This window comes from Micromonospora sp. DT201, assembly GCF_049841575.1.
Classification (GTDB): domain Bacteria; phylum Actinomycetota; class Actinomycetes; order Mycobacteriales; family Micromonosporaceae; genus Micromonospora.
This window is the reverse complement of record NZ_JBNCKP010000011.1, coordinates 179,246-202,836: the sequence shown is the minus strand read 5'-3', so window position 1 is coordinate 202,836 and position 23,591 is coordinate 179,246. Positions and strand designations below refer to the sequence as shown.

At 69.4% G+C, this 23,591-nt stretch carries 23 protein-coding genes, 2 tRNA genes and 1 other RNA gene; 14 read left to right on the top strand and 12 right to left on the bottom strand.

The genetic code is table 11. The features are described 5' to 3' along the window. Position 1 precedes the first annotated feature (1 nt). From ACLQ28_RS19890 to ACLQ28_RS19880, 3 genes are read left to right on the top strand one after another with little or no spacing between them, the layout of a single operon-like run. Positions 2–1,054 (top strand): peptidoglycan-binding protein, encoded by a 1,053-nt coding sequence (locus tag ACLQ28_RS19890; RefSeq protein WP_425687767.1) that lies wholly within the window; start codon positions 2–4, stop codon positions 1,052–1,054. Further along, on the top strand, positions 1,051–1,752 hold the full coding sequence (locus ACLQ28_RS19885) for an ABC transporter ATP-binding protein (RefSeq protein WP_425687766.1): 702 nt from the start codon (positions 1,051–1,053) through the stop codon (positions 1,750–1,752). Before ACLQ28_RS19890 ends, ACLQ28_RS19885 begins: the two co-directional genes overlap by 4 nt. Next, positions 1,752–2,987: an ABC transporter permease gene (locus tag ACLQ28_RS19880; RefSeq protein ID WP_425687765.1), complete on the top strand. Its 1,236-nt coding sequence runs from the start codon at positions 1,752–1,754 to the stop codon at positions 2,985–2,987. The genes ACLQ28_RS19885 and ACLQ28_RS19880 overlap by 1 nt, the downstream gene beginning before the upstream one ends. A gap of 75 nt (positions 2,988–3,062) precedes the next feature. Here ACLQ28_RS19880 and deoD read toward each other — a convergent pair whose 3' ends face one another. Continuing rightward, positions 3,063–3,770 carry a purine-nucleoside phosphorylase gene (gene deoD, locus ACLQ28_RS19875; protein WP_110563627.1) on the bottom strand — a complete coding sequence of 236 codons (708 nt, stop codon included), beginning with the start codon at positions 3,768–3,770 and terminating at the stop codon, positions 3,063–3,065. Positions 3,771–3,845: 75 nt separating this feature from the next. Here deoD and ACLQ28_RS19870 point away from each other — a divergent pair. After that, a tRNA-Ser gene (locus tag ACLQ28_RS19870) sits at positions 3,846–3,932 on the top strand. A 145-nt stretch (positions 3,933–4,077) separates the two neighbouring features. On the opposite strand, the gene ACLQ28_RS19865 is transcribed toward ACLQ28_RS19870, so the two are convergent. After that, positions 4,078–5,409, bottom strand: a complete 1,332-nt coding sequence (locus ACLQ28_RS19865; protein WP_425687764.1) for an alpha/beta hydrolase — start codon at positions 5,407–5,409, stop codon at positions 4,078–4,080. Between the two features lie 60 nt (positions 5,410–5,469). Between ACLQ28_RS19865 and ACLQ28_RS19860 the strand changes: the two genes are divergently transcribed. The 5 genes from ACLQ28_RS19860 to ACLQ28_RS19840 all read left to right on the top strand — a co-directional run bounded on the left by ACLQ28_RS19860 (position 5,470) and on the right by ACLQ28_RS19840 (position 9,889). Then, positions 5,470–6,066, top strand: a complete 597-nt coding sequence (locus ACLQ28_RS19860; RefSeq protein WP_363719240.1) for a TetR/AcrR family transcriptional regulator — start codon at positions 5,470–5,472, stop codon at positions 6,064–6,066. A gap of 276 nt (positions 6,067–6,342) precedes the next feature. Then, positions 6,343–6,657, top strand: coding sequence for a PadR family transcriptional regulator (locus ACLQ28_RS19855; RefSeq protein WP_363719239.1), 315 nt, complete (start codon positions 6,343–6,345; stop codon positions 6,655–6,657). A gap of 47 nt (positions 6,658–6,704) precedes the next feature. Further along, complete coding sequence (locus ACLQ28_RS19850) at positions 6,705–7,538, top strand: hypothetical protein (RefSeq protein WP_425687763.1); 834 nt, start codon at positions 6,705–6,707, stop codon at positions 7,536–7,538. 579 nt (positions 7,539–8,117) lie between these two features. Then, positions 8,118–8,726, top strand: coding sequence for a hypothetical protein (locus ACLQ28_RS19845; RefSeq protein WP_425687762.1), 609 nt, complete (start codon positions 8,118–8,120; stop codon positions 8,724–8,726). A 2-nt stretch (positions 8,727–8,728) separates the two neighbouring features. After that, positions 8,729–9,889: an NYN domain-containing protein gene (locus ACLQ28_RS19840; protein ID WP_425687787.1), complete on the top strand. Its 1,161-nt coding sequence runs from the start codon at positions 8,729–8,731 to the stop codon at positions 9,887–9,889. Here the strand turns inward: ACLQ28_RS19840 and ACLQ28_RS19835 are convergent. From ACLQ28_RS19835 to ACLQ28_RS19820, 4 genes are all read right to left on the bottom strand, one after another. Next, a complete protein-coding gene (locus ACLQ28_RS19835) occupies positions 9,821–11,068 on the bottom strand; it encodes an ice-binding family protein (protein WP_425687761.1) in 1,248 nt (415 codons plus the stop codon). The two genes, ACLQ28_RS19840 and ACLQ28_RS19835, sit on opposite strands and share 69 nt — an antisense overlap. A gap of 147 nt (positions 11,069–11,215) precedes the next feature. Next, entirely contained in the window at positions 11,216–13,552 is a 2,337-nt protein-coding gene (locus ACLQ28_RS19830) for a hypothetical protein (RefSeq protein WP_425687760.1), read from the bottom strand. A 307-nt stretch (positions 13,553–13,859) separates the two neighbouring features. Then, on the bottom strand, positions 13,860–14,507 hold the full coding sequence (locus ACLQ28_RS19825; RefSeq protein WP_425687759.1) for a LuxR C-terminal-related transcriptional regulator: 648 nt from the start codon (positions 14,505–14,507) through the stop codon (positions 13,860–13,862). Beyond that, positions 14,495–15,715: a sensor histidine kinase gene (locus ACLQ28_RS19820; protein WP_425687758.1), complete on the bottom strand. Its 1,221-nt coding sequence runs from the start codon at positions 15,713–15,715 to the stop codon at positions 14,495–14,497. The genes ACLQ28_RS19825 and ACLQ28_RS19820 overlap by 13 nt, the downstream gene beginning before the upstream one ends. Before the next feature lie 110 nt (positions 15,716–15,825). On the opposite strand from ACLQ28_RS19820, the gene ACLQ28_RS19815 reads away from it, so the two are divergent. Beyond that, complete coding sequence (locus tag ACLQ28_RS19815; protein WP_425687757.1) at positions 15,826–16,986, top strand: serine hydrolase domain-containing protein; 1,161 nt, start codon at positions 15,826–15,828, stop codon at positions 16,984–16,986. 41 nt (positions 16,987–17,027) lie between these two features. Further along, positions 17,028–18,587, top strand: a complete 1,560-nt coding sequence (locus ACLQ28_RS19810) for an alpha/beta hydrolase (RefSeq protein WP_425687756.1) — start codon at positions 17,028–17,030, stop codon at positions 18,585–18,587. A 13-nt stretch (positions 18,588–18,600) separates the two neighbouring features. Here ACLQ28_RS19810 and ACLQ28_RS19805 read toward each other — a convergent pair whose 3' ends face one another. The 4 genes from ACLQ28_RS19805 to ACLQ28_RS19790 all read right to left on the bottom strand — a co-directional run bounded on the left by ACLQ28_RS19805 (position 18,601) and on the right by ACLQ28_RS19790 (position 20,888). After that, on the bottom strand, positions 18,601–19,095 hold the full coding sequence (locus ACLQ28_RS19805; protein ID WP_425687786.1) for a hypothetical protein: 495 nt from the start codon (positions 19,093–19,095) through the stop codon (positions 18,601–18,603). Between the two features lie 92 nt (positions 19,096–19,187). Further along, positions 19,188–19,742 carry a hypothetical protein gene (locus ACLQ28_RS19800; protein ID WP_425687755.1) on the bottom strand — a complete coding sequence of 185 codons (555 nt, stop codon included), beginning with the start codon at positions 19,740–19,742 and terminating at the stop codon, positions 19,188–19,190. A 196-nt stretch (positions 19,743–19,938) separates the two neighbouring features. Continuing rightward, positions 19,939–20,130 (bottom strand): DUF397 domain-containing protein, encoded by a 192-nt coding sequence (locus ACLQ28_RS19795; protein ID WP_425687754.1) that lies wholly within the window; start codon positions 20,128–20,130, stop codon positions 19,939–19,941. Continuing rightward, complete coding sequence (locus tag ACLQ28_RS19790; RefSeq protein WP_425687753.1) at positions 20,121–20,888, bottom strand: helix-turn-helix domain-containing protein; 768 nt, start codon at positions 20,886–20,888, stop codon at positions 20,121–20,123. The genes ACLQ28_RS19795 and ACLQ28_RS19790 overlap by 10 nt, the downstream gene beginning before the upstream one ends. Before the next feature lie 200 nt (positions 20,889–21,088). Between ACLQ28_RS19790 and ACLQ28_RS19785 the strand changes: the two genes are divergently transcribed. Further along, entirely contained in the window at positions 21,089–21,331 is a 243-nt protein-coding gene (locus ACLQ28_RS19785; RefSeq protein ID WP_425687752.1) for a flavin reductase, read from the top strand. A gap of 159 nt (positions 21,332–21,490) precedes the next feature. Here ACLQ28_RS19785 and ACLQ28_RS19780 read toward each other — a convergent pair whose 3' ends face one another. Continuing rightward, positions 21,491–22,327: a class I SAM-dependent methyltransferase gene (locus tag ACLQ28_RS19780; RefSeq protein WP_425687751.1), complete on the bottom strand. Its 837-nt coding sequence runs from the start codon at positions 22,325–22,327 to the stop codon at positions 21,491–21,493. Positions 22,328–22,583: 256 nt separating this feature from the next. On the opposite strand from ACLQ28_RS19780, the gene ACLQ28_RS19775 reads away from it, so the two are divergent. Further along, entirely contained in the window at positions 22,584–23,171 is a 588-nt protein-coding gene (locus ACLQ28_RS19775; protein ID WP_425687750.1) for a pentapeptide repeat-containing protein, read from the top strand. Between the two features lie 69 nt (positions 23,172–23,240). On the opposite strand, the gene ACLQ28_RS19770 is transcribed toward ACLQ28_RS19775, so the two are convergent. Continuing rightward, positions 23,241–23,325 (bottom strand) — tRNA-Ser (locus tag ACLQ28_RS19770). An 82-nt stretch (positions 23,326–23,407) separates the two neighbouring features. Here ACLQ28_RS19770 and ffs point away from each other — a divergent pair. Next, positions 23,408–23,497, top strand: an RNA gene (gene ffs, locus ACLQ28_RS19765) — signal recognition particle sRNA small type. Positions 23,498–23,591 lie beyond the last annotated feature (94 nt).

Genomic DNA, 23,591 nt, shown 5'->3' with positions numbered 1-23,591 from the left:
GGTGGCGCTGACCGTCGCCGTCGTGGTCGCGGCAGCGGCCGGCGTCGCCGCCGCGGTCGGCTTCGGCGGCACCGACCGGGGTACGGCAGCGGCCGGCACCACCCCGCCGGGCACGGCCACGGTCACCCGTCAGACGCTGACCGACGCGCAGAACGTGGACGGGGAGCTGGGCTACGGCAGCATCCGGACCGCGACCGCCCGGTTCGGCGCAACGATCACCGGCTTGCCGGAGACGGGCACGGTCGTCAAGCGTGGCGGCCGGTTGTACGCGGCGGACGACGACCCGGTGCTGCTGCTCTACGGATCGCTGCCGGCGTACCGGGTGCTCGAACCGGGGGTGGAGGGAGCGGACGTCGCGCAGTTCGAGCGGAACCTGCGGGCGCTCGGCCACGACGGCTTCACCGTCGACGACGAGTACACCGGCAGCACCGCCGACGCCGTCCGGGAGTGGCAGGAGGATCTCGGGCTGCCCGAGACGGGCCGGGTCGAGCTGGGCCGGATCGTCTACGCCGACGGCGCGGTGCGGGTGGAGAGCCACCAGGCCGCGACCGGCGACGTGACGCAGCCCGGCCAGGCGGTACTCACGTACACCGGCACCAGTCGGCTGGTCACCGTCGAACTGGACGTGGACGACCAGCGGCTGGCGAAGGAGGGCAGCGCGGTCAGCGTGGCCCTGCCGGATGGCGACCCGCTGGCCGGGAAGGTCGAGTCCGTGCAGACGGTGATCGAGGCCGGCTCGACTGGCGCGACCGGGCAGTCCACCGAGGCCGAGACGAAGATCGAGGTGACCGTGTCGGTGGCCGACCCGGCGAAGCTCGCCGGGTACGACCAGGCGAGCGTCGAGGTCACCTTCACCGCCGCCGAACGCCCCGACGTACTCACCGTGCCGGTGGCGGCGCTGCTCGCGCTCGCCGAGGGCGGCTACGGGGTCGAGGTGGTCGACGGCGGTCGGAGCCGGATCGTCGCGGTGACCACGGGGCTCTTCGCCGCCGGCCGGGTTGAGGTCAGCGGCCCGGAGATCGCCGAGGGCATGACCGTGGGGGTGCCGGCGTGACCGGTGACGCCGTGGTGCTGGACGGGGTGAGCCGGACGTACCCGGGCGGGGTCGCCGCGTTGCGCGAGGTCTCGCTGCGGATCGGGTACGGCGAACTGGTGGCGATCGTCGGCCCGTCGGGTTCCGGCAAGTCGACGATGCTGAACCTGATCGGCACCCTGGACCGCCCCACCGCCGGCCGGGTACGGATCGACGGGTACGACGTGGCGACCCTGCCGGACCGGCAGCTCTCCGCGCTGCGCGCCTGCCGGATCGGCTTCGTCTTCCAGCAGTTCCACCTGGCCGCCGGAACGCCGGTGCTGGACAACGTGGCCGACGGGCTGCTCTACGCGGGCGTACCCCGAAGGGAACGGCGACGGCGCGCGGAGGCGGCGTTGAATCGGGTCGGGCTGGGCCACCGGCTGACCCACCGACCGCACGAACTCTCCGGCGGCGAGCGGCAGCGGGTGGCGGTGGCCCGGGCGGTGGTCGGCGAGCCGGCGGTGCTGCTCGCCGACGAGCCGACCGGCAACCTTGACTCGGTTGCCGGCGCGGCGGTGCTCGCCCTTCTGCGTGACCTGCACGCGGCCGGCACGACAGTCGTGGTGATCACCCACGACCGGGAGATCGCGGACGGTCTGCCCCGGCAGGTGCGGATGCGCGACGGCCGGGTGGTAACCGACCCGGCAGCCGGCGCGTTCGCCGAGGAGGTGCGCTGATGGCGACCGACACCCACCTACGACCGGTGCCGGTAGACGCGCGACCACGGCTGACACCGGCCCGGCTGGGCCCGGGCGACGTGTTCCGGGTTGGCGGGGTGGGGCTGCGCACCCGGCCGCTGCGCGTGTTCCTCTCCGCGCTGGGCATCGCGATCGGCATCGCGGCGATGGTCGCGGTGGTCGGTATCTCGTCGTCGTCCCGCGCCGACCTGGACCGCACGCTGGACCGGCTCGGCACCAACCTGCTGACCGTGGCACCCGGGAACACGCTCTTCGGTGATCAGGCGAAGCTGCCGGTGGAGTCGGTGGCGATGATCGGCCGGATCGCACCGGTGACCGGTGTCGCAGCCACCGGCCAGTTGCCGGACACCCCGGTCTACCGCAGTGATCGCATCCCGTCCGGCGAGACGGGCGGCATTGCCGCTCGGGCCGCCCAACTCGGGCTGCTCGGCACGGTCGGCGCGACTGTGCGCAGCGGCGCCTGGTTGAACGGGGCCACCGAGCGCTATCCGGCCGTGGTGCTCGGCGACGCCGCCGCCCGACGGCTGGGGCTCGGCGCGGCCGGACCGGACGTGCAGGTCCAGCTGGGCGGGCGCTGGTTCACCGTGGTCGGCATCCTCGCCCCGGCCCCGCTCGCCCCGGAGCTGGACAGTTCGGCGTTGGTCGGCTGGCCGGCCGCAGCGACGTACCTCGGTTTCGACGGGCACCCGACCACGGTCTACACCCGGTCCCAGGGTGCCTCGGTGGAGGCGGTACGCAACGTGCTCGGCGCGACCGCCAACCCGGAGGCGCCGAACGAGGTGAAGGTCTCCCGACCGTCGGACGCGCTGGCCGCCGCAGCGGCGACCGACGAGGCGTTCACCGGGCTGCTGCTCGGGTTGGGCGCGGTGGCGCTGCTGGTCGGTGGGGTCGGGGTGGCCAACACGATGGTCATCTCGGTGCTGGAACGGCGGGCCGAGATCGGTCTGCGGCGGTCGCTGGGTGCCACCCGGGGGCAGGTCCGGGTTCAGTTCCTGGCCGAGTCGCTGCTGCTCTCGGCACTGGGCGGGGCGGGCGGGGTGCTACTCGGCATCCTGGTCACCGCCGGCTACGCCCTCTGGCGGCAGTGGCCGACCGTAGTGCCGGTCTGGGCGATGGCCGGCGGCGTCGGGGCGACTCTGCTGATCGGCGGTCTGGCCGGCCTGTACCCGGCCGTCCGCGCCGCCCGGCTCGCCCCCACCGAGGCGCTGGGCTGAGTCGCCCGACCCGCCCCAACAGCACGCCGCCCCGTCGTCCGGATGGACGACGGGGCGGCGGCGTAGGACGAAGGGTCAGGCGATGATCGTGTCCAGGGCGATCTCGACCATCTGACTGAAGGTCTGCTCCCGCTCCTCCGACGTGGTCTTCTCGCCGGTCTTGATGTGGTCGCTGACGGTCAGCACGGTCAGTGCGCGGGCCTTGAACCGTGCGGCGATCGTGTAGAGCGCCGCCGACTCCATCTCCACCGCCAGCACGCCATAGTCGGCGAGGGTGTCGTAGAGGTCCGGCCGGTCGGTGTAGAAGGCGTCCGCCGCCAGAATCGGTCCGACGTGCATGTTGATGCCGCGCCGCTCGGCCACCTCGACCGAGGTACGCAGCAGCCCGAAGTCGGCCACCGGCGCGTAGTCGATCAACCCGTCGAAGCGCATCCGGTTCATGTTCGAGTCGGTGGACGACCCGATCGCTGCCACCACGTCGCGCAGTTGGAGGTCGGTGCTCAGGGCACCGCAGGAGCCGACCCGGATCAGCGTCTTCACGCCGTACTCGTTGATCAGCTCGTGGGCGTAGATGGAGGCCGACGGCATGCCCATGCCGGAGCCCTGGACGGACACCTCGACGCCGTTCCAGCGCCCGGTGAAGCCCAGCATGCCCCGGACCGTCGAGTAGCAGGTAGCGCCCTCGAGGTAGGTCTCCGCGATCCACTTGGCCCGCAGCGGGTCGCCCGGCATCAGGACCCGCTCGGCGATCTCGCCCGGCTTCGCGCCGATGTGCGTACTCATGGCAAAGATCCTGCCAGGCCGGGCCGGGTGATACCGGTTCGGCGTCCGAACCAGCGGTCATGTAGCCTCGTCGGCGGTGGCGTGTCCGAGCGGCCTAAGGAGCACGCCTCGAAAGCGTGTGAGGGTTAACGCCCTCCGAGGGTTCAAATCCCTCCGCCACCGCTCAGGAACAGGCAGAACGCCTGGCAGGTCCGGAAGGACCGGCCAGGCGTTTCGTCTGTGGCCTCAGTGCTCTCCGCGAGGCGGTCAGCCTCGACCGTTCATGGCTGGTGTCGGGTGTTTCGGCCCCGGCATTGATCTGTCGTTGTCATTTGTGGCCATCAAGGAATGCGGAGATACCGGCGCGGATCGGGTAATTCGGCAGGGGTGCCGGCTTGTCTTGAAGGAACGCGGTGATGACGGCGGCGGCCCGTTCATTGTTGTCGTCGAGGCCGTTCCACATGTGGTGTCCGACGCCAGGCATGTACTGGGTGCGCTGGATGGCGGGGTCGTTGTCAAGGACGGTGGTCGCCCATTGACGGATCTGTGCGGAGCACTCCGCAATCATCAGCATTGCCGGGGTGCGGGAGAGCCTGAGCTGCGGGGCAATGGAGGGCGAGTCCTTGATCGTCTGCTGGACGTTTAGGCTCGCGGCGGCGCTGAAGGAGAAGTTCTGCGCCGCGTCCTCAGTGGGGATGCGGTGCGCGTCCCGCGCGCAGTAGCCGGACGCGGTGTCGCTGCCGAGATCGGCGGCCGTGAAGGCGTTAGCGCCTTCGGCCTGCCCGATCAGGGAGGTGTCGGGTGAGAGGAGCCCGAGGCGCATGAGGCCGAATGCGACACCATACCTGGGGACCTGAGTCGATCGTGGTCCGCTCATGGTCGGTGCGAGGCCGCGTGCAGACGGTCGCCCCTGTTGCCCGTTGATCCGCGCGGTGGGGCCGTCCATCGGGCCAGGTTCGCCAATGATCGCTCGGTGCACGTTTGCGGCGACGCCCGGGTCGGCCAGGGCTCGGGTGAGCACGACCGCGCCTGAGGAGAATCCGAGGACGTCGACCGGGCCCTTGCCCAGGTGGTCGATGAAGGCGTCGAGGTCGCGGACCGACCTGGAGATGGTGTATTGGTCCATGGGCAGTAGGTCGCTTCGCCCGCCGCCGGCCTGCTCGTAGGCGTAGACGTCGTAGCCCTGCCGTGCCAGGAGTTGCAGGAATTGGTGGTCGAGCAGCGAGATGCTGCGGACGGGCCCGCCGTTGAGGTATACGAAGGGCCTCGCGTACGCCGTGCCGTTCGGGGAGGGCGGGTAGTGGTACACCGCGACCCGGCTCCCGGTGGTCAGGCTCCAACGCTGCGTTGCCACGAACGGTAGATCGGTCGGGTATCGCCGCTGCGTGGATACGGTCGGGATGCAGACCGACGCCGTCAGCGCCGAGGCGACGACCACCGGCAGGAGCCGCACGAGTCGGGTCGGCCACCGCTGGCGGCGGCCCAGCCACAGCGTCGCCACGGTCCCAACTCCGAGGGTCGTCAGCCATGCGGCGAGCCCCGACCCTGCCCCGTCCGTCAGGACGATCAGTGCGAGAAACAGGACGAGCAGTCCCACGACGACGGCCAGGGCCAGGCCCAGGCGACCGGCGAAGCGGGCAAGGCGGATGGGGGGTGGCATCACGGCATCTCCAATAGTTTCCAAACGTTGTTTCAAAACAACGTATCAGGAAGGCCTAGGATGGTCGCCATGGGTAGGCCGAGGACGAACGACGACGCCGTGAAGGAGCGTCTTGTAGCGTCCGCGACAGAAATGTTCGCCACCCATCCCCGAGACTCGATCACTGTTCGCGCCCTGGCTGCTGCTGCAGGGGCCGCGACTGCGGCGGTGTACTCGCTGTTTGGCAGTAAGGACGCGCTGATCGGCGAGGTGCGCAACAGGGCGGTCGCCGGGTTGTTCCAGGACCTGTCGGCGGTGCCAACCTCCGACGAGCCCCTTGCCGACATCTACGCGCTCGCTGTCGCGTACCGGCAATGGGGGCGCGAGCACCGCCACCTCTACACGGTGTTGTTCGGTGGCGTGCAGTCCTTCGACCCGTCGGGCGTGGTCGGTACGGGTGACCCCGTCCGACCGCTCCTGGAGGCGATAGATCGCGCCTTGTCGGCGTCCGCGCTTGTTGGCGATGCGACATCTATCGCCCTCTCGATCTGGGTGACCCTGCACGGACTCGTGACTCTCGAACTGGCCGGGGCGCTTGACGCAGCCACGGCCGAGTCCGCATTCCGATCGACAATTCTTGCTACTCTTCGCGGCTGGGCGGCGACACCCCGTATCTAAATTGGATGAGCGCGGGCAGCAAGTGGAGCGACGACATTCGATCGACTTCAATCCATCTCGTCGCCGAACCCGGGCAGCACGGCTTCCTGGCCGGCGGGCGCGGCCATCAGTCCTTGTGGCGCAGGTCCTCTGGATCCATCAAGCCGCTCCCTCTGCCCCTGTCCGTGGGCCTGGAAGCCACTCCCGTAGCCCGCGGTTCGACCGAGAGGCATGGAGCACTTGACGGCGTTTACTACGTACTGCGATGCTACGCGGGACGTAGCAAGGAGGCTTTGATTGTCTGGACTTTCCGAGCTCGGCCGATTCTCCGAACCGGCGGTGCTCATCATGATCAGCCTCGCGGAGGGGCCGAAGCATGGCTACGCCATCCAGGACGACATCGCTGAGCTGGCTGGCGAGCGGCCTGGCCCCGGCACGCTGTACGGCGCGATTCGGCGCCTGGAGGAGCGGCAGTACATCGAGGCTCTGCCCGAGCAGGCGCGGCGTAAGCCGTACCAGCTCACGGATGCCGGGCGCGCGGCGCTCAACCTGGAGCTACAGCGGATGCAGGCCGTAGCGCGTACGGGTCTGCGCCGGTTGGCGGTGGCCTGATGCGGCCCCAGCTTGTCCGCGCCGCGCTGGTGCTCTACCCCCGCGCGATGCGGGACCGTTACGGCGAGGAGATCGCCGAGATGCTCGCCGACTCACCTCGGCCCGTGCGTGACCTCGCCGACGTGGCCTGGTGCGCGCTGGCCGATCGAAGGGAGAACTTCGCCGTGCCGCGTCTACGTGTACGGGACCTCGGCCTCGTCACAATGCTGGCTGCGCCGATCGCCTTCACCGCAGCCTACTTCGCGGTTCTATTGGCTATCACGATCCTGTTGAACACCCGTCACGAAATCGTGCAACTGATCACGAATGTGATCATGCTGGCCCCGATGGCGTTCCTGGCCTTCGTATGGGGTCGGCAACTGCGCCCCACACGTCCTATCGCCGTGTTCAACGTCGTCGTACCCGCCGCCTTGGCGATTGTCTTCCTCTCGCTGATCATGATCGCCCCCGATCATCAATTTTACGGATTGGTTGAGGGGAGAGGCGGTTCCGAATGGGTTCCCGACACGCTGGCTGCGGTGTCCTGGTGCGCCGGCTTGATCGTGCTGGCCCTGGCCACGGCGAGCCTGCGAAAGCGCGAGCATTACCGGATCGCGATCATCGTCGGGGTGGTTGGCGCGTTCGCGGTGATGGAACTCAGCACAGTCGTGCATGTCCTCAGTCTGCTGAACGGGCAGGAGGCGCCACGGGAGTACGCCCTGCTGTGGTACCCGGCCGCGATTTCCGGAGGTGACTTCGGCCTGGGACGGCCTGGTGCCGCGCTCGGCGGGGCGGTGGGATCGGTGTCCGTCGTACTGACCGTGTGCACCGTGTTCGCGTTGGCGCTGACCGGCCTGGCCGGTCGTGGTGAATTGGCTGCGGGGCTCCGCCACCGCCAGTGAGCTGCGAAAACGCCCGGTCGATCCGCGAGGATCGGCCGGGCGTTTCGTCTTGTGCTCTCGGACGGCGCTGGCCCCTATTTCACTTCGCGAGGACCAGGGCGGATTCGTCCGAGGGTGGCAGAGCCTCACCTTGCTGGCGCAGCCGGACCAGCGCGATGACGCGGGCAGCCAGCACGCTGGCGTTCGTCACGGTCGCGACCGCCGTCCAGCTGACCAGCGCGATCGAGTAGTAGCAGAGCTGGACGAACGTGATGTCCCGTCCGCCCCCGCCGCCAACTCTTGTCCTGCCACACAGAGTGTGCTCCGTTCGTCTCGTCTACGCCGGCCACGCTATGGATCGCGGCGGGTGGTGGCAGGACCCGAAGGACACCAGGGACCCCCTACTTCCGTCAGGCTTCGGACGAATCGCCTCCGAAAGAGCCTTGCTGCTCACTCGGTGCCGGCCGCCCGCATCCCCACGCCGGCACGGCACTGGCTCCCTCGGCGAGGGGATGCGGCTGGCCCGGCGGTGGGAGTCGGTCGCGTCGGCACGCGGCGATGCTGGAGCACGTCAGCCGACGGGTGGCCAGGAGGAGCGACATGTTCAGGTCCAGTTTTCGTACGACGGCGTTGGTGGCGGTTGCGGCCGTGGGGGTCGTGGCGTCGCCCTCTGTCGCGCAGGCCCGGCAGGCCGAGGCGGCAAGCGCCGCCGGGCGGTCGGTCGTCGCCGGGTTGGGACATTTTGTGTACGACGAGCCCAACACGGTCGGGCACCGGATCTGGTTCGGCGTCTACGCGGTGACGGCCGCCGACGGAACGACGCACGGCCAGTTCCTGTATCGGCACGAGCAGACGGACGGCACGCTGGCCGCGCAGGGGCGAGCCGACGTTACCTGTCTGAAGGTCACCGGAAACGTCGCGCTGTTCACCGCGATCGTCCCGGAGGGCCAGGGCAGCGCGAAGAATCACGGCTTCTACGTGAAGATCATCGACGGTGGCCGAGGGCCGGATCGGATCGTCGACGCGCAGGCAACGAACGGCACCGAGCGGCCGCCCACCCACTGCGTCGACCCCGAGACGGACCTCCCTCCGGGATCGCCATCGAGGCCCCGGTACCCGATTCTCGTTGGCGGATACACCGTCCATGCCGCTGAGCAGAGCCGAGCGGGCGCCGAGGTTCCCCAGGCAGAGCGCCGGGATCGACCGTGACCATGATCTGGCGTTGGTGGGCGTACTGGCCCGCGTGGTCCGGTTACACGGCTGGGGCCTTCTCGCTGCTGTACGGCGTGTTGGGGCTGTACTGGTGGGCCGGCGGGGACGGGTTCCCATTCGCGTCGGTCGACCCGGGCCACGCGTCGGGGTCCATTCTGGAAGGCAGCCGCGTCGAGGTCGTCGCCCCGGTCATCGCCGCAATCGGGCTACTCGGGGCAGTCGTCGCGCTGGCGATGACGCGACGCGCCCGACCTGGTCGCCTGTCCACCGGGCTGGTTGTCTTCGGATGGGCAATGGCGGGCGGCCTGATCCTGATCATTCCCGACTACACGCTGATCGCCCTGCTGGCGTTCGCGCCGCTGCTGCTGGTCTTCGCCTTCACCGGCGTGCCAGGCGACCAGGCCGGTGTCGGCGACATTCTCTACTGGCACCGGACGAATCTGATCATCATCTTTGTTGGCGGCCTGCTGTGGGCCGCCGCCACCCTCGCCTACCGTCGGCGGGTCCGGGCCGCCTGTGCCCACTGCGGCCGCCGCCACGGGGCGGATGACGGGCTGTCCCGGCAGACGCTGCTGCGGTGGGGCAGGTGGGCCGTCGTGGTCGCCTGCCTCGCCCCACTGCCCTACGAGGTCACCAGGATCGCCTGGGCCCTCGGTTTTCCACTCGGCATCACCACGGATTTCCTGCGGCTGATGCAGGACACGCCGGGAATGCTTGCGGCCGGGCTCGGCTGCGCGGTCGCGTCAACAGCGGGTGGCGTGCTCACCCATGGCCTGGTGGGCCGGTGGGGTGAGGTGTATCCCCGCTGGATCTGGTTCAGGGCCGGCAAACGGGTCCCGCCCGCCCTCGCCGTCGTCCCAGCATCGATCGTCTCGGTAACGATCATTCCGGCGGGGCTGATGTTTCTGTGGACGCCCGAACTCCGGGGCACCTGGGCCATCTACCTTCCGAGCCTCTTCTGGATCGCGTGGGGAGTTGGACTGGGCGCCGCCACCGTCGCCTACCACCTGCGCCGACGCGGAGTCTGCCGCCGCTGCGGCTTGGGCCACGTCAGCGAGGATCGACCGGACGGTCTCCGTCTGCGGGAGCCTTCAGGCGACCGAGAACGTGACAGTGCCGGCGTAGGCGCCCGCGACGGCAGTCAGGGGAATTTGTACTGAGACGACGGGGTCCCAGGTGGCCGAGTTGTTGCCGATGCCGTCAGTGAGGGTGAACGCAGTTCGTTCCACATTGAGGATCTCGGCGTCTCCGGCAGTGGGATGGCCTGAGGTGAAGGTGCCGATCCCACTGGTCGAGGTGGCTGGCCCAGACCAGTAGGAGACGTTGGTGTTGGAGATCGTGTGCACCGGGAGGCCGCTGGTGACGAAGTTTGTCGCGACGACGGTCGCGGTCCAGGTCGGCGCCGACAGCAGGCGCTCGTCCGTCACCGTGACCGGCCCCAGATTGCCCGACACGACACCGCCGAGGTTGGCGCTGCCCAGGTCGGCTGTCTCCGGTGCGCTGATCGACAACTCCCCGGGCACCGCGCAGGTCGAGCGGGTGATCGTCGCGGTGTCCATGGTGACCGCGCCGTTGATGGCGAGCGTTCGGCCGTCGACCTCGAGCGCCGCGCCGACGGTGATCGAGGTGAAGGCCAGCAGGTTGCCGCGGAGCGTGGAGTTGGCGCCAAGCGTGGCGGAGCTGCCGACCTGCCAGAAGACGTTGCACGACTGGGCGCCGTTGATCAGGTTCACCATGCTCGATGCGCCCGTGATGAGCGTGGTGGTGGTCTTGAAGATGAAGACGGCGTTCGGGTCGCCCCCCGCGTCGAGGGTCAGGTCTCCAGTGATGTCGAAGGTGCCCGCGACGGATTCGTACACGCCGGTGGTCTTGGTGGTTCCACCGAGCTGATCCGAGACAACTTCCGTGGTCGTTCGCGAGACGGCATCGCCGTAGGCGATGGCCAGATCGCTCTGACCTGCCATGGCGGCGGCGTCGTTGGCGTGCAGTGAGCCGTTCAGTTGGCCGGGAGGGAAGCCGGTCACCGCTGTGCCCGGGCTCACGCCGATGTCACCGTTGACCATGCTGAGCCCGGTGCTGGTGATCGTCGTGCCGGCGAGGACCGCGAAGTTGGCGGCGGCGCCCAGCGGCACTGGCAGTTCGGCCGCGCTCGCGCTGCGTGGAGCGGCCACGACGGCCAGGATGGTGATCGCGCCAACCAGGGTCAGGGCGGAAGCTACCCGGGGCATCCCGGCGATCTTGCGGGATGTGCCCGTGCTGCCAAAGATCGCCATGTTTCCTCGGGGACGCTCGACGGTTGAAAGCCTCTTAGGTGCCCATATTGGCATCTCTTGCCACAAAACGGACTTGATCCGTCATTGTTCAAGAAGCTTCGCCACCCCGTCGGGCAAGCGCTCCAAGCCGAACTCGAACAGGCTGTCGACGGCTGACGGTGGTGTGGTGGGCGGCGGGCCGGCTCTCGGTAGGGAGAGCCGGCCCGCTGCCGGTTACCTGGCGGAGGTGCTGGCGGCCTGGTGCGTCAGCCGGTACGTGGCGTCGACGGCATCGGTCTCCAGCAGCACCGTGACCGGGCCGTCCGGCAGGGTGCAGGTGATCGTCTGCTCGGCGGCTTTGGTGTAGGGGCGGCAGTACCGGATGCCCCGACTGTCGAAGACCGACATCCTGGCGTTACCGGTGCCGGCGGTACGCGTCCAGGTGAAGCTCTCCTGGCTTGCGCGCTGGTCGGCCGGGAGGGAGAAACAGACCGCGAAGCGGTCCGCGCCGGTGGTCACCGTGGCGCCCGTCGGCTCCGCGGGCAGCACCGGACAGGCCGGCGGCCCGTCAGTCCGGGCGAAGCCCATGGCGTACGAGCTGGTGGGGTACCCCGCGCGGGCGGTGAGCACTGCGGAGAAAGGCGCCTCGCCGGTCAGCTCGCAGGTGTACTGCTGCAGAGAGGAGTAGTCGCACACCTCATCGCCGGTGGCATTCACCACGCTGATCCCCGGCAACGTCGCGGCGGTGACGTCCGCCGCCAGCAGTTGGACGATCCAGGCGCCCGTAGGGCTGCTCAGCTGCAGGCAGTTGTGCTGCCCAGCGGTCTCGAACCCACCCCGGTGTGGGGCGTCCTGCCAGCCAGCATCCGACACTGGCGTGCAGTCCGACGTCTGCCAGGGCAGCAGGGCGACGGCGTAGAGGAAGTCGTTGTCGAGCACCTCGTTGGTCATGCCCCCGCTGAGCACCATGACGTACTTCCCAGCCGCAGGGATCTCGCACCGGATGTCGGTGCAAACCTTGGTTCCGGCGGAGTCGTAGACGGTGGCGTACGACCGGTTGCTCTCCCCGTCAACGGCCGTGATCCGGTACACGCCGGCGGCGGGAAGGTCCAGGGTCCGGCAGCGGATGCCTCCGAGGGCACCAGTGGGCGCAGAGTTGTACGTGCCCGGGGTGATGGTCGGGCAGCCGACCGCGTTGGAGAGCCGACGGATCTGAACCTTGTAGGTGAGATCGACGCTGTCTTCGGCCCAGTTCGACAGGTATGAGACGACGCGGTACGTGCCGGTCGAGGGCAGTACGCACCCGTCCTGCTCGGACCACTCGGTGCAGAGCCCGGTGCCGTTCTCGTCGACCAACCATGCTGCGGCGTCGTTGTACCGCTCCGGGGCGGTGTAGGTGATGACCCGCTCGCCGGCCTTGCCGTGGAACCGCTGGCAGTTGATCTGGACCGGCGAGGTCTGGTGCATGACGAGAGCCGGTTGGTCCCAGGTCGTGCCAGTGGCCGAGGCGCACCCGGTGTTCCGGCTGATCGCGGCGACCGCTACCCGGTAGCTGGCGCTCTCCCAGTTGTCGTTGCTCACCAGCAGGGTGTAGGCACCGGCTTCGGGCAGTGCGCAGTAACGATTCGAGGAGTACCTGTCGCAGACCTGCTGACCCGCGGCGTTCACGATCCGCCAGGGCAGAAGCTGGTCCGGGTTGATCCGGACGACGACGGCGGTGGGGGCGGTGGCCTTCAGGGAGTGGCAGGCCAGTTCGTCCTTCTGCGTCATCGAGCCGGTGCCGACGGCCGCGCCGGGGTCACCGAACGATGCCAGCGGCAGCTTGGGACATCCGGCGGCCTGCGAGATGCGGGGCATCTTGAGGGTGTAGGTGCTCTCGCCGCCGTAGGACTCCCTGAGGAACAGTCGGTACGGCCCAGGCCGGCTCAGCGTGCACTGGGTGGTGTCCTGCACCGAGCAGAGTGGCTGGAATTCAGCGTCCAGGATCTGCCCCCGAACGTCACCCGCGTTGCTCGGGTCCGCCAGGTGCAGCACCGAGCCGGTTGGCTGGTCGAACTTGAAGCAGTGCCCCGCCGCTCCGGCTGGCAGGGTCCCGCTCACACCCGGTGAGGCGAAGGAGAAGAAGCTGTTCGGCAGCCGCTCGCACGTTGAGGGCGTCCGCGTCGACTCCACCGACAGCGTGTAGTCGCCGCTGCCGGTCGGGTAGGGGAGCGTCACGGTGACGGTGTAGGTGCCCGCCGGGCCGAGCTCGCAGCTGCCCGTGTCGCTCCCGAAGTAGCAGAATTCGGTTCCCGCGCCGTCGGTCACCCGCGCGCTGACGGACAGGCCCGTTCCCCGACTCAGCTGAGTGATCAGAGTGTCGGAGTCGGCCTTCGTGGTGACCTTCCAAACGTTCTTCTGCTCGTCGACGATGGACGGGCAGGTCACGACGGTGCCGAAGGTCAATTTGCCGCCACAGCCGGCTACCTTGGCGGCACCGGTCGTCGATGGGGTCTTGGTGGCCGCACCGGTGGGGTCTGCGGTGGGCGTGGCAGGCGTCGTCGGCGATGCGGAAGGAGCCGCCGCAGCCATCGGCGCGATGGAAGGCGGAGCCGCGGCAGCGGCGGGGGCTCCGATGAGGACCGGTGACATCGCCGTCGCGAGGACCGCGACGAGAGCCAGTCGAGACAGGGCGCTCCTGGTCAGGATCGGCCCAAATCTGGGTAGGTTTGTTCGCACATCAACTCCCCCGTGAAATCCGCGCGACCTGCGCGGGCGGGGAGATGATTCCATGGCGCTCGATCAGTGGACAACCGTCTTAACGTCCGGTCGCTTCGCCGTTGATGCCATCGCCCGGCCGGGTGCGGCGAGTGGGCGGGGCCGCTATGGATCGGCCCACTCACCGGCCTGGGTCGTTGAGGAAGGTGAGCACGGCAGCGACGCGGCGGTGCACATCGGTGTCGGGGGCTAGGTCGAGCTTGGTGAAGATGTTCCCGATGTGTTTGCTCACCGCGCGCTCGGTGATCACAAGCTGGGCGGCGATGCCCGTGTTGGTGCTCCCTCCCGCCATCAGCGCGAGCACCTCGCGTTCGCGTGGGGTGAGGTCGGCGAGCGGGCTACGCCGGGCGGCGACGAGCTGGGCCACAACCTGTGGGTCCAGCACGGTGCCGCCGGCGGCGACCCGACGCAACGCGTCGAGGAACTCCTCGACCCGGGACACCCGGTCCTTGAGCAGGTAACCAATGCCCCCTTGCCCGTCGGCGAGCAGGTCGGCTGCGTAGGCGCGCTCCACGTACTGGGAAAGCAGCAGAACCGGCAGCCCTGGGTGTTGCCGGCGGGCGATCAACGCGGCACGCAGCCCTTCATCACGGAACGTGGGCGGCAGTCGAATATCCATGATGGCGACGTCGGGGCGCTGCCGATCGATCGCCGCGATGATGTCGGCGGGCGAGTCCACCGCCGCCGTCACCTCGAAGCCTGCGGTGCTGAGCAGCAGGTTGAGCCCTTCCTGGAGCAGGATGTTGTCTTCGGCGATCAGGACGCGCACGGCAACTCCACCCGCAACACCGTCGGCCCGCCGATCGGGCTGCTCAGCTCGACTCTGCCGTCTAATGCCGCGACCCGGCGTTGGATGCCGGTCAGGCCGGTGCCGGTCGATGGCTGGGCGCCGCCGACGCCGTCGTCGGTCACGTCGACCACCAGATGGCCCGACCGGTGTTCCACCCGGAGGTCACCACCGGTTGCCCGGCTATGACGGGCGATGTTGGCCAGTGCCTCCGCGACGACGAAGTACGCGGCGCTCTCCAGTGCGGCCGGTAGTCGTTGCAGCGGGGTGACCCGGACAGTGAGCGGCACCGGACAGTCGGCGGCGAGCGCATGCACCGCGCCTGGCAGCCCTCGGTCGGCGAGAATCGGCGGGTAGATGCTCCGCACCACAGCGCGCAGCTCGGTCAGCGCCGCCTCGACGCTTGTCCGGGCCCGGTCGATCAGCTGGTCCGCGAGCGCCGGGTCGGCAGCCCGCCGACTCTGCGCGATGCCGAGGTGAATGGCGATCGCCACCAGCCGGGCCTGGGTGCCATCGTGCAGGTCGCGCTCGATCCGCCGCAGCTCCGCCGCGTGGGCGTCGAGCGCGCCGGCCCGGGTGGCGGTGAGTTCCGTGACCCGACGCTCCAACCGGCTCCGAGGCGACGGCGCGAACGATGCCCGCGCGGCCAGGGCGTACGCCACGGCGAGGACCGGAACAGCCCACCGGAGGAGCGTCAGCGCGGCGAGTGTGAGCAGCGGTGGCAGCAGCAAAGCCTCGACCCAGCTCGTGATCGGCACGACGAAGGTGAGCGGTGCCTCGACCGGCACGGCCCACCACATCAGCGGCACGACCAGCCCACCCAGCACGATCAGCCAGAGCAGCAACACCCCGGCGGCGAGCGGCACCCCGGCGATGGCGTGCACGGTCAGCCAGGCCGCACTCCGGTAGGTGGCCGGATCACCCGCCGCCGCACGCAGCCGGGCGGCCGGGAAAGCGCCCAGCGCCCGGGGTTCGGCCGGGACCGGCGTGACCAGCAGCCGGTCGGCGCGGCGCCGCTCCAGGTGAGCGACCGATCCGAGGACGTGCACGGCTGAGGGCAGCAGCGCGACGCCAACCAGGACGAGGCTCAACCCGAGTGCCACAGCCAGCGCGCCGAGAGCGACCGCCGACGCGACCGCTGTGGCCCCGCCGGTCACCAGGTATGTCGTTGCGAACCATGCCCGCCGCATCGTCATATTCTCCGCCCACCAGTGGCGGTGGGGCAGTGTAGCCAGCTACACCATCGATCGGGGCCTCTGCTCTCTCGTGGGCCCGACCCGCCGTCCCTAGCGTCGGTGAGATGAGAACACCGACACGACAAAGGCAACGTTTCGGCGTGCTCGCCGGGGTTGTCCTGCTCGCCCTCGGCGGCGCGAGTGGGCCGGCCGTAGCCCGCCAGCCTGGGCCGGCGTGCTCCGGCCTGCCGGCGACGACGGCCGCGCTGCACGATCTCACCGGCACCCACCGGCTGGTCGGTGCGGCCATCGAGGTGTATGGGCCCAGCTGCGGCTGGTGGTCCGACGCCAGTGGTCGGGCCGACCTGCGAACAAACCGGCCGATGCGTGCCGACGAACGGATCAGGATCGGCAGCTCGACCAAGACGTTCACCGCGACCGTGGTGCTGCAACTCGTTGCCGAGGGCCGTATCGGGTTGGACGCCCCCGTTGAGAGATACCTGCCGGGTCTGGTCCGGGGCAACGGGTACGACGGCCGGCGGATCACCGTCCGCGATCTGTTGCGGCACACCAGCGGCCTGCCCGACCACGTTGACGCGTTGGACTGGGACCGGGTGGATCGGTGGCGGTATCGGCACTACTCGCCGGCAGAGCTGATCGCGATGGCGCTGGCCCAGCCGTCACCCAATGCGAGCTGGCACTACTCGACCACCAACTACGTCCTCGCTGGCCTGATCGTCGAGCGGGCCACCGGTCTCGACATCGGCGCGGAGATCACCCGGCGGATCATCGGGCCGTTGGGCTTGAACGACACCTACTGGCCCGGTGACGCCGTGCGGATCCGTGGGCCCCATCCGCGCGGCTACGCGTTGGTCGGCGCTGAGGAACGGCGCGATGTCACCGAGCTCAACATGTCGTACGGCGGGGCCGGTGGGGCGCTGGTCTCGACCCTCGCCGACCAGAATCGGTTCTTCGCCGCGCTGCTCGGCGGGCAACTGCTGGACTCAACCCGCCTCGCCGTGTTGACCCAGACGGTGCCGGCCGACCCGGACCGGCTGTGGCCCGGCGCCCGATACGGGCTCGGGATCATCTCGACGCCACTGGCCGGCTGTGGCGGAACTCTTTACTGGGGGCACGGCGGGACGACGCCGGGCTTCCGCACCCTCGGCGGGGTCACCGCCGACGGTCGACGCGCCCAGCTCGTCGTGAACGACGAACCGGCGTCGTACGAGAGCTGGCAGGCGCTGTCCACGACTCTCCACGCCGCCCTGTGCGAGGCCCGGTGAGCCGTCGCCGGGCGGATTCCTCGACAACAATGGAGACGCAGATGACCTGGAACGGGATCAGCAGCGCGACAAGGATGATGGCGGTGCTGACCGCCATTGGGATCACCGTCGCCGTCGGCGGTGCCGCCAACGCCGCCTCGGTACGCGCCGATGCCGACGACTTGAGCGGTTACAAGCGCCAACACCTCTACTGGCACGCCTGTCAGCGGGGTTCGGCCGACCAGGTCGGTGCCGAGCTGGATCACGCGGGCGCGACCTGCACTGAGCTGACCGTGCCGCTGGACTACGCCCGCCCAGGCGGCGGCACCATCACCCTGGCGCTGTCCCGGCTGGCGGCGACCGATACCGAGCGCCGGGTCGGCATCATGCTGCTGAACACCGGCGGTCCAGGTGCGCCGGGGATGTCGGATGTCCTGCCGATACGGCAGTGGATGGGTGACGTCGGGGCGAGGTTCGACCTGGTCGGGTTGGATCCCCGCTTCGTTGGTCGCAGCACCCCACTTGATTGCGGCTGGCCGACCGGCACCTGGACCCGCTCAGCCGGGTCGGACCACGCCGCGTTCGACCGGTTGACCGCGTTCGAACGGGACCTGGCTGCGCGGTGTACCCGTCGGAACGCCGAGCTGCTGCCGCACGTCACCACCCGAAACACGGCTCGCGACATGGATCTCCTCCGGGCTGTGCTCGGCGAACCCAAGCTGTCCTACCTCGGCTACTCCTACGGCACGTACCTCGGCGCGGTCTACACCCAAATGTTCCCCGACCGGGCGGATCGGGTCGTCCTGGACAGCGCGGTCGACCCAGCGAACTACGGCGCGAGGGTGCTGCGCGAGGCCGGGCCCGCCAACGAAGTGGCACTGCGCGACTGGGCGGACTGGGTGGCCCGCCACGATGACCGGTACGGCCTGGGCAGCACCGGCCAGCAGGTGCTGGCCGTCGTGGACGGGATCCACGCGGCGGCGACCCGCCGTCCGCTGCGAGTGGGCCACTACCGGGTGGACCGACAGTCGCTGCCGTACCTGCTGCTCAACCGGCTCGGCGACGACCGGGACGAGACGCACGCCGACCTCGCGGAGACGGTCCAGGTGCTTCGGCAGGCCGCGATGTCCGGCTCGGCGACACCCACCGCGTCGTTGGCGGACACTCTGTCGTTCCTGCTGACCGGCGCCGAGTCGGCAACGGGCAGCGTGCAGGCCGCGATCCTGTGCGGAGACGTGCCGGTGTCCCGCGATCCCGCGGACTACTGGCGAGACATCCGGCAGCATCGGGCCAGTGAGCCCCGGTTCGGGGAGCTGACCAGGGCGATCAGCCCGTGCGCGTTCTGGCCGCAGCAGCCACGGGAGCTGCCGACCGTGGTGCAGAATGGCGTGCCCGCCCTGATCGTGCAGTCCACCGGGGACACCCGGACGATCTACCGCCACGGCCAGGCAATGCACCGGGCGCTGACCGGTTCCCGGCTGCTCACCCTGCGCAATGCTCGGATCCACGGTGTCTTCGGCAATTACGGCAACGCCTGCGTCGACGGCGCGGTCATCGCCTATCTCGCCGACGGAAGGTTGCCGGCCAGCGACTTCGACTGCGTCGGCACCGCATCGCCCTGATCAGTTGCGCCGATCAGCATGGGCCCGCCCCTTCGTCGAAGAGGCGGCGGGCCCAGTCGGCGTACCCCGCGATGGTTTTTCGGACCGTGCGCCCGTCGTGCAGGAAGAGGTACGCGCGGTCGCCGCTGCGGGCGAGTAACCCGTCGAGGCGGTGCGTCCCCTGTGGAGCCCGGAGCCGAGTGACCTGCGGATAGCGGGCCCAGACCTGCTCGACGGGTGAGCCCGCCGTGATGCCCTCCGGTGTCCGCATCGGGTCGCCGACCCAGAGCAGCACCAGCTTGTCCTCCACGAAGACCGGGCTGACCGTGTCGTGGCCGGCGAGCGTCGGCCCGCAGGCATCCAGATTGGTGAGCAGGATGCCGCGTCGGGTCAGCTCGTCCTCGGTGTCACCGAACTCGATGTTGCTGAGGCCGTTCAGGTCAATGATCTCCACGCTGCCTGCGGGCCGGCCGTCCGGGAGTGGCCCGGTTGGCGGTACGCCGCTGCCAGCAATCGTGGCAGCCGTCATCAGCATGGCAATAAACGCGAATTGTCGCAATTTCATGGAATCCCCCAGTCCCCAACGGAATGGGAGCGTTCAGGTTGCTGCCGCTAGCCGGATTACTGATTTTCCCACTGCTCGACCAGCTCATCCCAGTAGTCGGCACTGAGTCGACGGCGTCCGTGCGCCAACCAGCCGTCGGTGTCTCGCTCCAGGTGCAACCCCAGTTCGGCGAACGGGTCGATCCACGCGCCCGGCTCGACACCGAGCTGGATGAGGGCCGCGTTGATCGGCCACTGCTCGCGCGGCGTATCCAGCTCGTCGTCGAAGCGCGGACCCCACGACAGCGAACCACCCAGCCACACCGCCGCCGACTGGTGGCCGACGCCGCCCCAGAACTCCGCCTCCAGGTAGGCCAATGGTCCCGTCAGTGACCACCGGGCCAGCAACTCCACCAACGCTGGCGACAACACCAAGTTGAACGGGTGCTCGGCACTCGGGTCGTCCGTCGCGAAATCCGGCAGCGACCCGGTCAGCTCCACCACCAACTGTGGGGTGATCGGCAGCAGGGCGAAATCCTGCCGTAGCTCGCCGAGGACCGCGCGATCCAGCTCGGCGGTCTGCTCGCGGAGCAGCTCCGCGTCGGCGACCACCGCGCTGAGCTGGTAACTCATCGAACCCTCCGCCGTCCACAGCCTGTGGATAGAACATGTGTACGACGGGCCCAGGCTCCGCCCGCCCCCGACCGTACCCGCACCCCTCCACCCCTCGCGATCTTGCACTTGCTGTCGCCGATCCGGGTGGAATGCCCTGATCTGTCGGGACAGTAAGTGCAAGATCGCGGAGTCGTCGACGTGGACGGGGGCGTTGTTAGGCGCTTTGGGTTAGCTGGGTTACGAACGCTTGCCAGGACCTTGGCGCGAAGGTCAGCGTGGGGCCGGCCGGGTCCTTCGAATCCCGTACGCCGATGACGCCGGGCAGGTTGTCGGCGACCTCGACACACGCGCCGCCGTTGCCGCTGCTGCGGCTGCTCTTGCGCCACCGGGCGCCGTTCAGCTCCATGTCTCCGCCACTTCCGTGATGAGATCGACTGACTGCCAGTGGGACAACGCCTCCCCGCGCACGTTCTCCCATGCCGCCATCATGGCGGCGATGTCGTCGGGGTCGCTAGCCACTTGTCCCTGGAGCTGGTTGTCGAGATAGCCGGCGACCCGGTGGTCGTGGCTGTGCGCGATCACGAACGGCCCGTTGAGGCCGGCGTAGGCACCGACCGTGCTGGGCACGACGTGTACCCGGATGTGCGGCTCGGCGCAGGCCGTCACCACGGCCAGCAGTTGCTCGCGCATGGTCGACCGGCCGCCGACCGGGCGACGGAGGATCGCCTCGTCGATGACCGCCGTGAACTGCGGCGGGTCGTCCCGCCTGAGCACGCCCTGCCGGCCGAGTCGGACGGTGAGGTGTCGGTCGATGTCGTCCCGGGGGATCAGACCCGCGCCGCTCAGCACCGCACGCGCGTACGCCTCGGTCTGGAGGAGCCCCGGCAGGACGGTTGATTCAAACCAGCGAAGCGACACCGCCTCGCGCTCAATTTCCTGCCACGGACGGAACCAGATGGGGTCACGACGTCTTGAAGTGTCCGGCCAGATGTCCGACACGTCCTTATGGAGGGCCTCCGCTGCCGCCAGGCGGTGCCGAGGATGCGGGATGCGCCCCTCGGTCAACCAGCGCCCCACGGTCTTCGGGTCGACGCCGACGGTCTCGGCGAGGGATTCGGTGGTGTGCCCGGTGTCGCTGAGCGCCACCCGAAGCGCGTCGTTCACGGCCCCTCCATCGGATGTCTCGAATATCTGAGGACCATATCGCTACGCGGTGTATCTGTCTCGTAACGCAGCCGAGGGTGGTTCGCAGAAGACGGCGCGGCCGGTGGAGGTGCAGTAGCCCGGCGGTCGGCGTCAGTCCGGGTGCCGCCCCGACGGGGAGGCGGGGCGGCACCCCTTCCAGCGCCGAAGGAGGCTCGCCCATGTCCCGCCGCCGCCACCGGGATCACCTACCCACCCGCCCGACCTGGCGCTGCGCGGCGTGCGGCATCGCCTGGCCCTGCTCGGCGGCGAAACTGCGGTTGCTCGGTGAGTACCGGCACGACCGGCTGGCGTTGACCGTCTACCTGGCGACGCTCCAGGCCGAAGCCGGCGAACAGCTCATCGAGGTCGACCCGGCACGGCTTACCGAACGCTTCCTCTCCTGGGCCCGCGCCCGCGGCTGAGGGAGGTCAGGGTCTTCCTGGGCGCGCGCCCGCGGCTGAGGGACGTCAGGGTCTTCCTGGCTCGCGCCCGCGGCTGGCCGGTGTCAGGGCCTTCCTGGCTCGCGCCCGCGGCTGGCCGGTGTCAGGGCCTTCCTGGCTCGCGCCCGCGGTTGATCGGCGTCAGGGGCGCCAGATCGCCACGGCGACCTCTCGTCGCCGTTCAGCGAAGAGACCATCTCGCGCCGCCGTCGTCAGTACGTGGCGCAGATCTGCCTCGAAGGCGGGTAGTCGGTCGCCGAACAGATGCGGTGCCGAGCTGGACAGCGAGAACACCGCCGAGGCGATCTCGTCCACGGAGCGCTCCACGACCATCCCTCCGTCCACCTCGATCTGCGTGGGGCCGGTGAAGCCGGCGCCTCGCATGATCTCCTGCTCGCCCGAAGGGGTGCCCGCTGGCAACAACCCCTGCCCGGCCCGGCGGACCGGCCCCAGGTAGCTGGCGACCAGTTCGTCGATCTCCCGCCAGGGCGGTCGGGGGTAGGGCAGCGCCTCGTCATCGGCCGGGCCACGGTGCGTGCTGGCGGCCACATGGACCCAGGCCCCGTCGGGCGTGAGCATCTCGCGGACTCGACGAGCCACGAGCGGGCGGTCCATCCAATGGAACGACTGGGCGAACGTGGCCACCCGAAATGTGCCCAGGTCGGCCGGCAGGGCCTCGGCGCGAAGGTGGCGCCACTCGACGTTTGTCGCCCCGACGTCGTCAGCTCTGCGCTGCCCCTCGACGAGCATGTCCGGGTCGGCGTCGACGCCCACCGCCGCCTCGAACAGGGGCGCGAGCAGCAGCGTCAACGGCCCAGGCCCACAGCCGACGTCGAGGAGTCGACCGGTGCCGTCGAGGTCGAGGGCGGTGCCGATTGCCTCGGCGAGACTGGGCGGATAGGGCAGCCGGCCCACGCTGTAATGGCGGGCGCTGCCCGCGTACAAGGTCTCGTCCCACTGCCACGTCGCCTCAGTCACGACGTCGATCAGACCACGGGCAGCGCAGTGGGTGGGTTATGGCGTCTCACCTGGACAGTCGCTCATGTTAGCCTCGCCAGCTCAGCATGATCACCTTGAGCGACCGAGGGGACACATGACGGCCGAGGTTCCAAACGTGGAAGGGGTTACCGAACCCGGACGAGCAGCGCGGCCGGTGGTGAGCCGGGGTTCGAGGTCGATGTCGAGCAGTAGCGACGTGATTCGCTGGCCGGACTGCCCCGAGGCTCGGGAAGCGTTGGAGAAGTGGTTCTCGTCGACCACGGCGTACCTGTCGGGTGATTTTCTCGATTTTCGCGGCGCTGATCTCAGCCGTCTCGACCTGGCCGGCGCCTACCTCGCCAATTCCCACCTGGTCGGCGCCCGATTCGAGGGGGCCGACCTCGGCGACGCCAACCTGACCAACGCCGAGTTGCAGGGCGCGGATTTCTCCTGCGCTGACCTGACGAAGGCGGAAATGGTCGGCTGCTCGGCCGGTGAGGCGCGTTTCCGCGCGGCGCGGCTGTTCTCGGTGCAACTCGACGACGCCGTTCTGGTTGGTGCCGATCTCAGCTACGCGATCCTCAATTCCGCCAAGCTCTACAAGACTGACCTGCGCGGCGCCAACCTTGAGTTCGCCAGCCTGCGCTGGTGCACGATCGGCGGCACGAGCATGCCGGCGGTGCTGAGCGGCGCGAGGATCTTCGGCTGCCAGTTCGAAGGCGCAAAGGGGGCTGTCGTCGGCCCGGTCTTCGTCGACGAGGCAACGAGCCGGTCCCTCGGCGGTGGCGAACTCGAAGCGTGGCTCTCGGCGCAGGGCGCGGAGAACGTCCAGGTGGTGGGCTGATCCACCGCGCAGACGACTCAGGGCCGGTCCCCGTGGGGCCGGCCCTGTCGTTGGTGCTGCTCAGGCGAGCGGAGGATACGAGATTCGAACTCGTGAGGGTGTAAACCCAACACGCTTTCCAAGCGTGCGCCCTAGGCCTCTAGGCGAATCCTCCGCGAGCCAGGATACAGGCCCGCGTCGGCCGGGCCACCCCACCACCCCCTGAAGATCGACGAGGGGTCGGGTAGGCTTGGCGGCACCTCCCGTGCGGCGGTATCTCGTGAACCTCCCCAGGGCCGGAAGGCAGCAAGGATAAGCGAGCTCTGCCGGGTGCACGGGAGGCCTTTTTGTCTCCGGGGCCCCTCGCCAGGTCGCCGATGTGGGGCTTTCCCGGGCCGTGGATGCCGCCATGTCGCCGACATGGAGTCGATCAAGCCGGTC

What these genes read in the sequence shown, in the direction of transcription:
- ACLQ28_RS19880 (WP_425687765.1), top strand. Translation starts at nt 1,752, where the DNA reads ATGGCGACCGACACCCACCTACGACCGGTGCCGGTAGACGCGCGACCA.
- deoD (WP_110563627.1), bottom strand. Translation starts at nt 3,770, where the DNA reads ATGAGTACGCACATCGGCGCGAAGCCGGGCGAGATCGCCGAGCGGGTC.
- ACLQ28_RS19865 (WP_425687764.1), bottom strand. Translation starts at nt 5,409, where the DNA reads ATGCCACCCCCCATCCGCCTTGCCCGCTTCGCCGGTCGCCTGGGCCTG.
- ACLQ28_RS19860 (WP_363719240.1), top strand. Translation starts at nt 5,470, where the DNA reads ATGGTCGCCATGGGTAGGCCGAGGACGAACGACGACGCCGTGAAGGAG.
- ACLQ28_RS19850 (WP_425687763.1), top strand. Translation starts at nt 6,705, where the DNA reads ATGCGGGACCGTTACGGCGAGGAGATCGCCGAGATGCTCGCCGACTCA.
- ACLQ28_RS19845 (WP_425687762.1), top strand. Translation starts at nt 8,118, where the DNA reads ATGTTCAGGTCCAGTTTTCGTACGACGGCGTTGGTGGCGGTTGCGGCC.
- ACLQ28_RS19840 (WP_425687787.1), top strand. Translation starts at nt 8,729, where the DNA reads ATGATCTGGCGTTGGTGGGCGTACTGGCCCGCGTGGTCCGGTTACACG.
- ACLQ28_RS19830 (WP_425687760.1), bottom strand. Translation starts at nt 13,552, where the DNA reads ATGGCTGCGGCGGCTCCTTCCGCATCGCCGACGACGCCTGCCACGCCC.
- ACLQ28_RS19820 (WP_425687758.1), bottom strand. Translation starts at nt 15,715, where the DNA reads ATGCGGCGGGCATGGTTCGCAACGACATACCTGGTGACCGGCGGGGCC.
- ACLQ28_RS19815 (WP_425687757.1), top strand. Translation starts at nt 15,826, where the DNA reads ATGAGAACACCGACACGACAAAGGCAACGTTTCGGCGTGCTCGCCGGG.
- ACLQ28_RS19810 (WP_425687756.1), top strand. Translation starts at nt 17,028, where the DNA reads ATGACCTGGAACGGGATCAGCAGCGCGACAAGGATGATGGCGGTGCTG.
- ACLQ28_RS19805 (WP_425687786.1), bottom strand. Translation starts at nt 19,095, where the DNA reads ATGACGGCTGCCACGATTGCTGGCAGCGGCGTACCGCCAACCGGGCCA.
- ACLQ28_RS19800 (WP_425687755.1), bottom strand. Translation starts at nt 19,742, where the DNA reads ATGAGTTACCAGCTCAGCGCGGTGGTCGCCGACGCGGAGCTGCTCCGC.
- ACLQ28_RS19795 (WP_425687754.1), bottom strand. Translation starts at nt 20,130, where the DNA reads ATGGAGCTGAACGGCGCCCGGTGGCGCAAGAGCAGCCGCAGCAGCGGC.
- ACLQ28_RS19785 (WP_425687752.1), top strand. Translation starts at nt 21,089, where the DNA reads ATGTCCCGCCGCCGCCACCGGGATCACCTACCCACCCGCCCGACCTGG.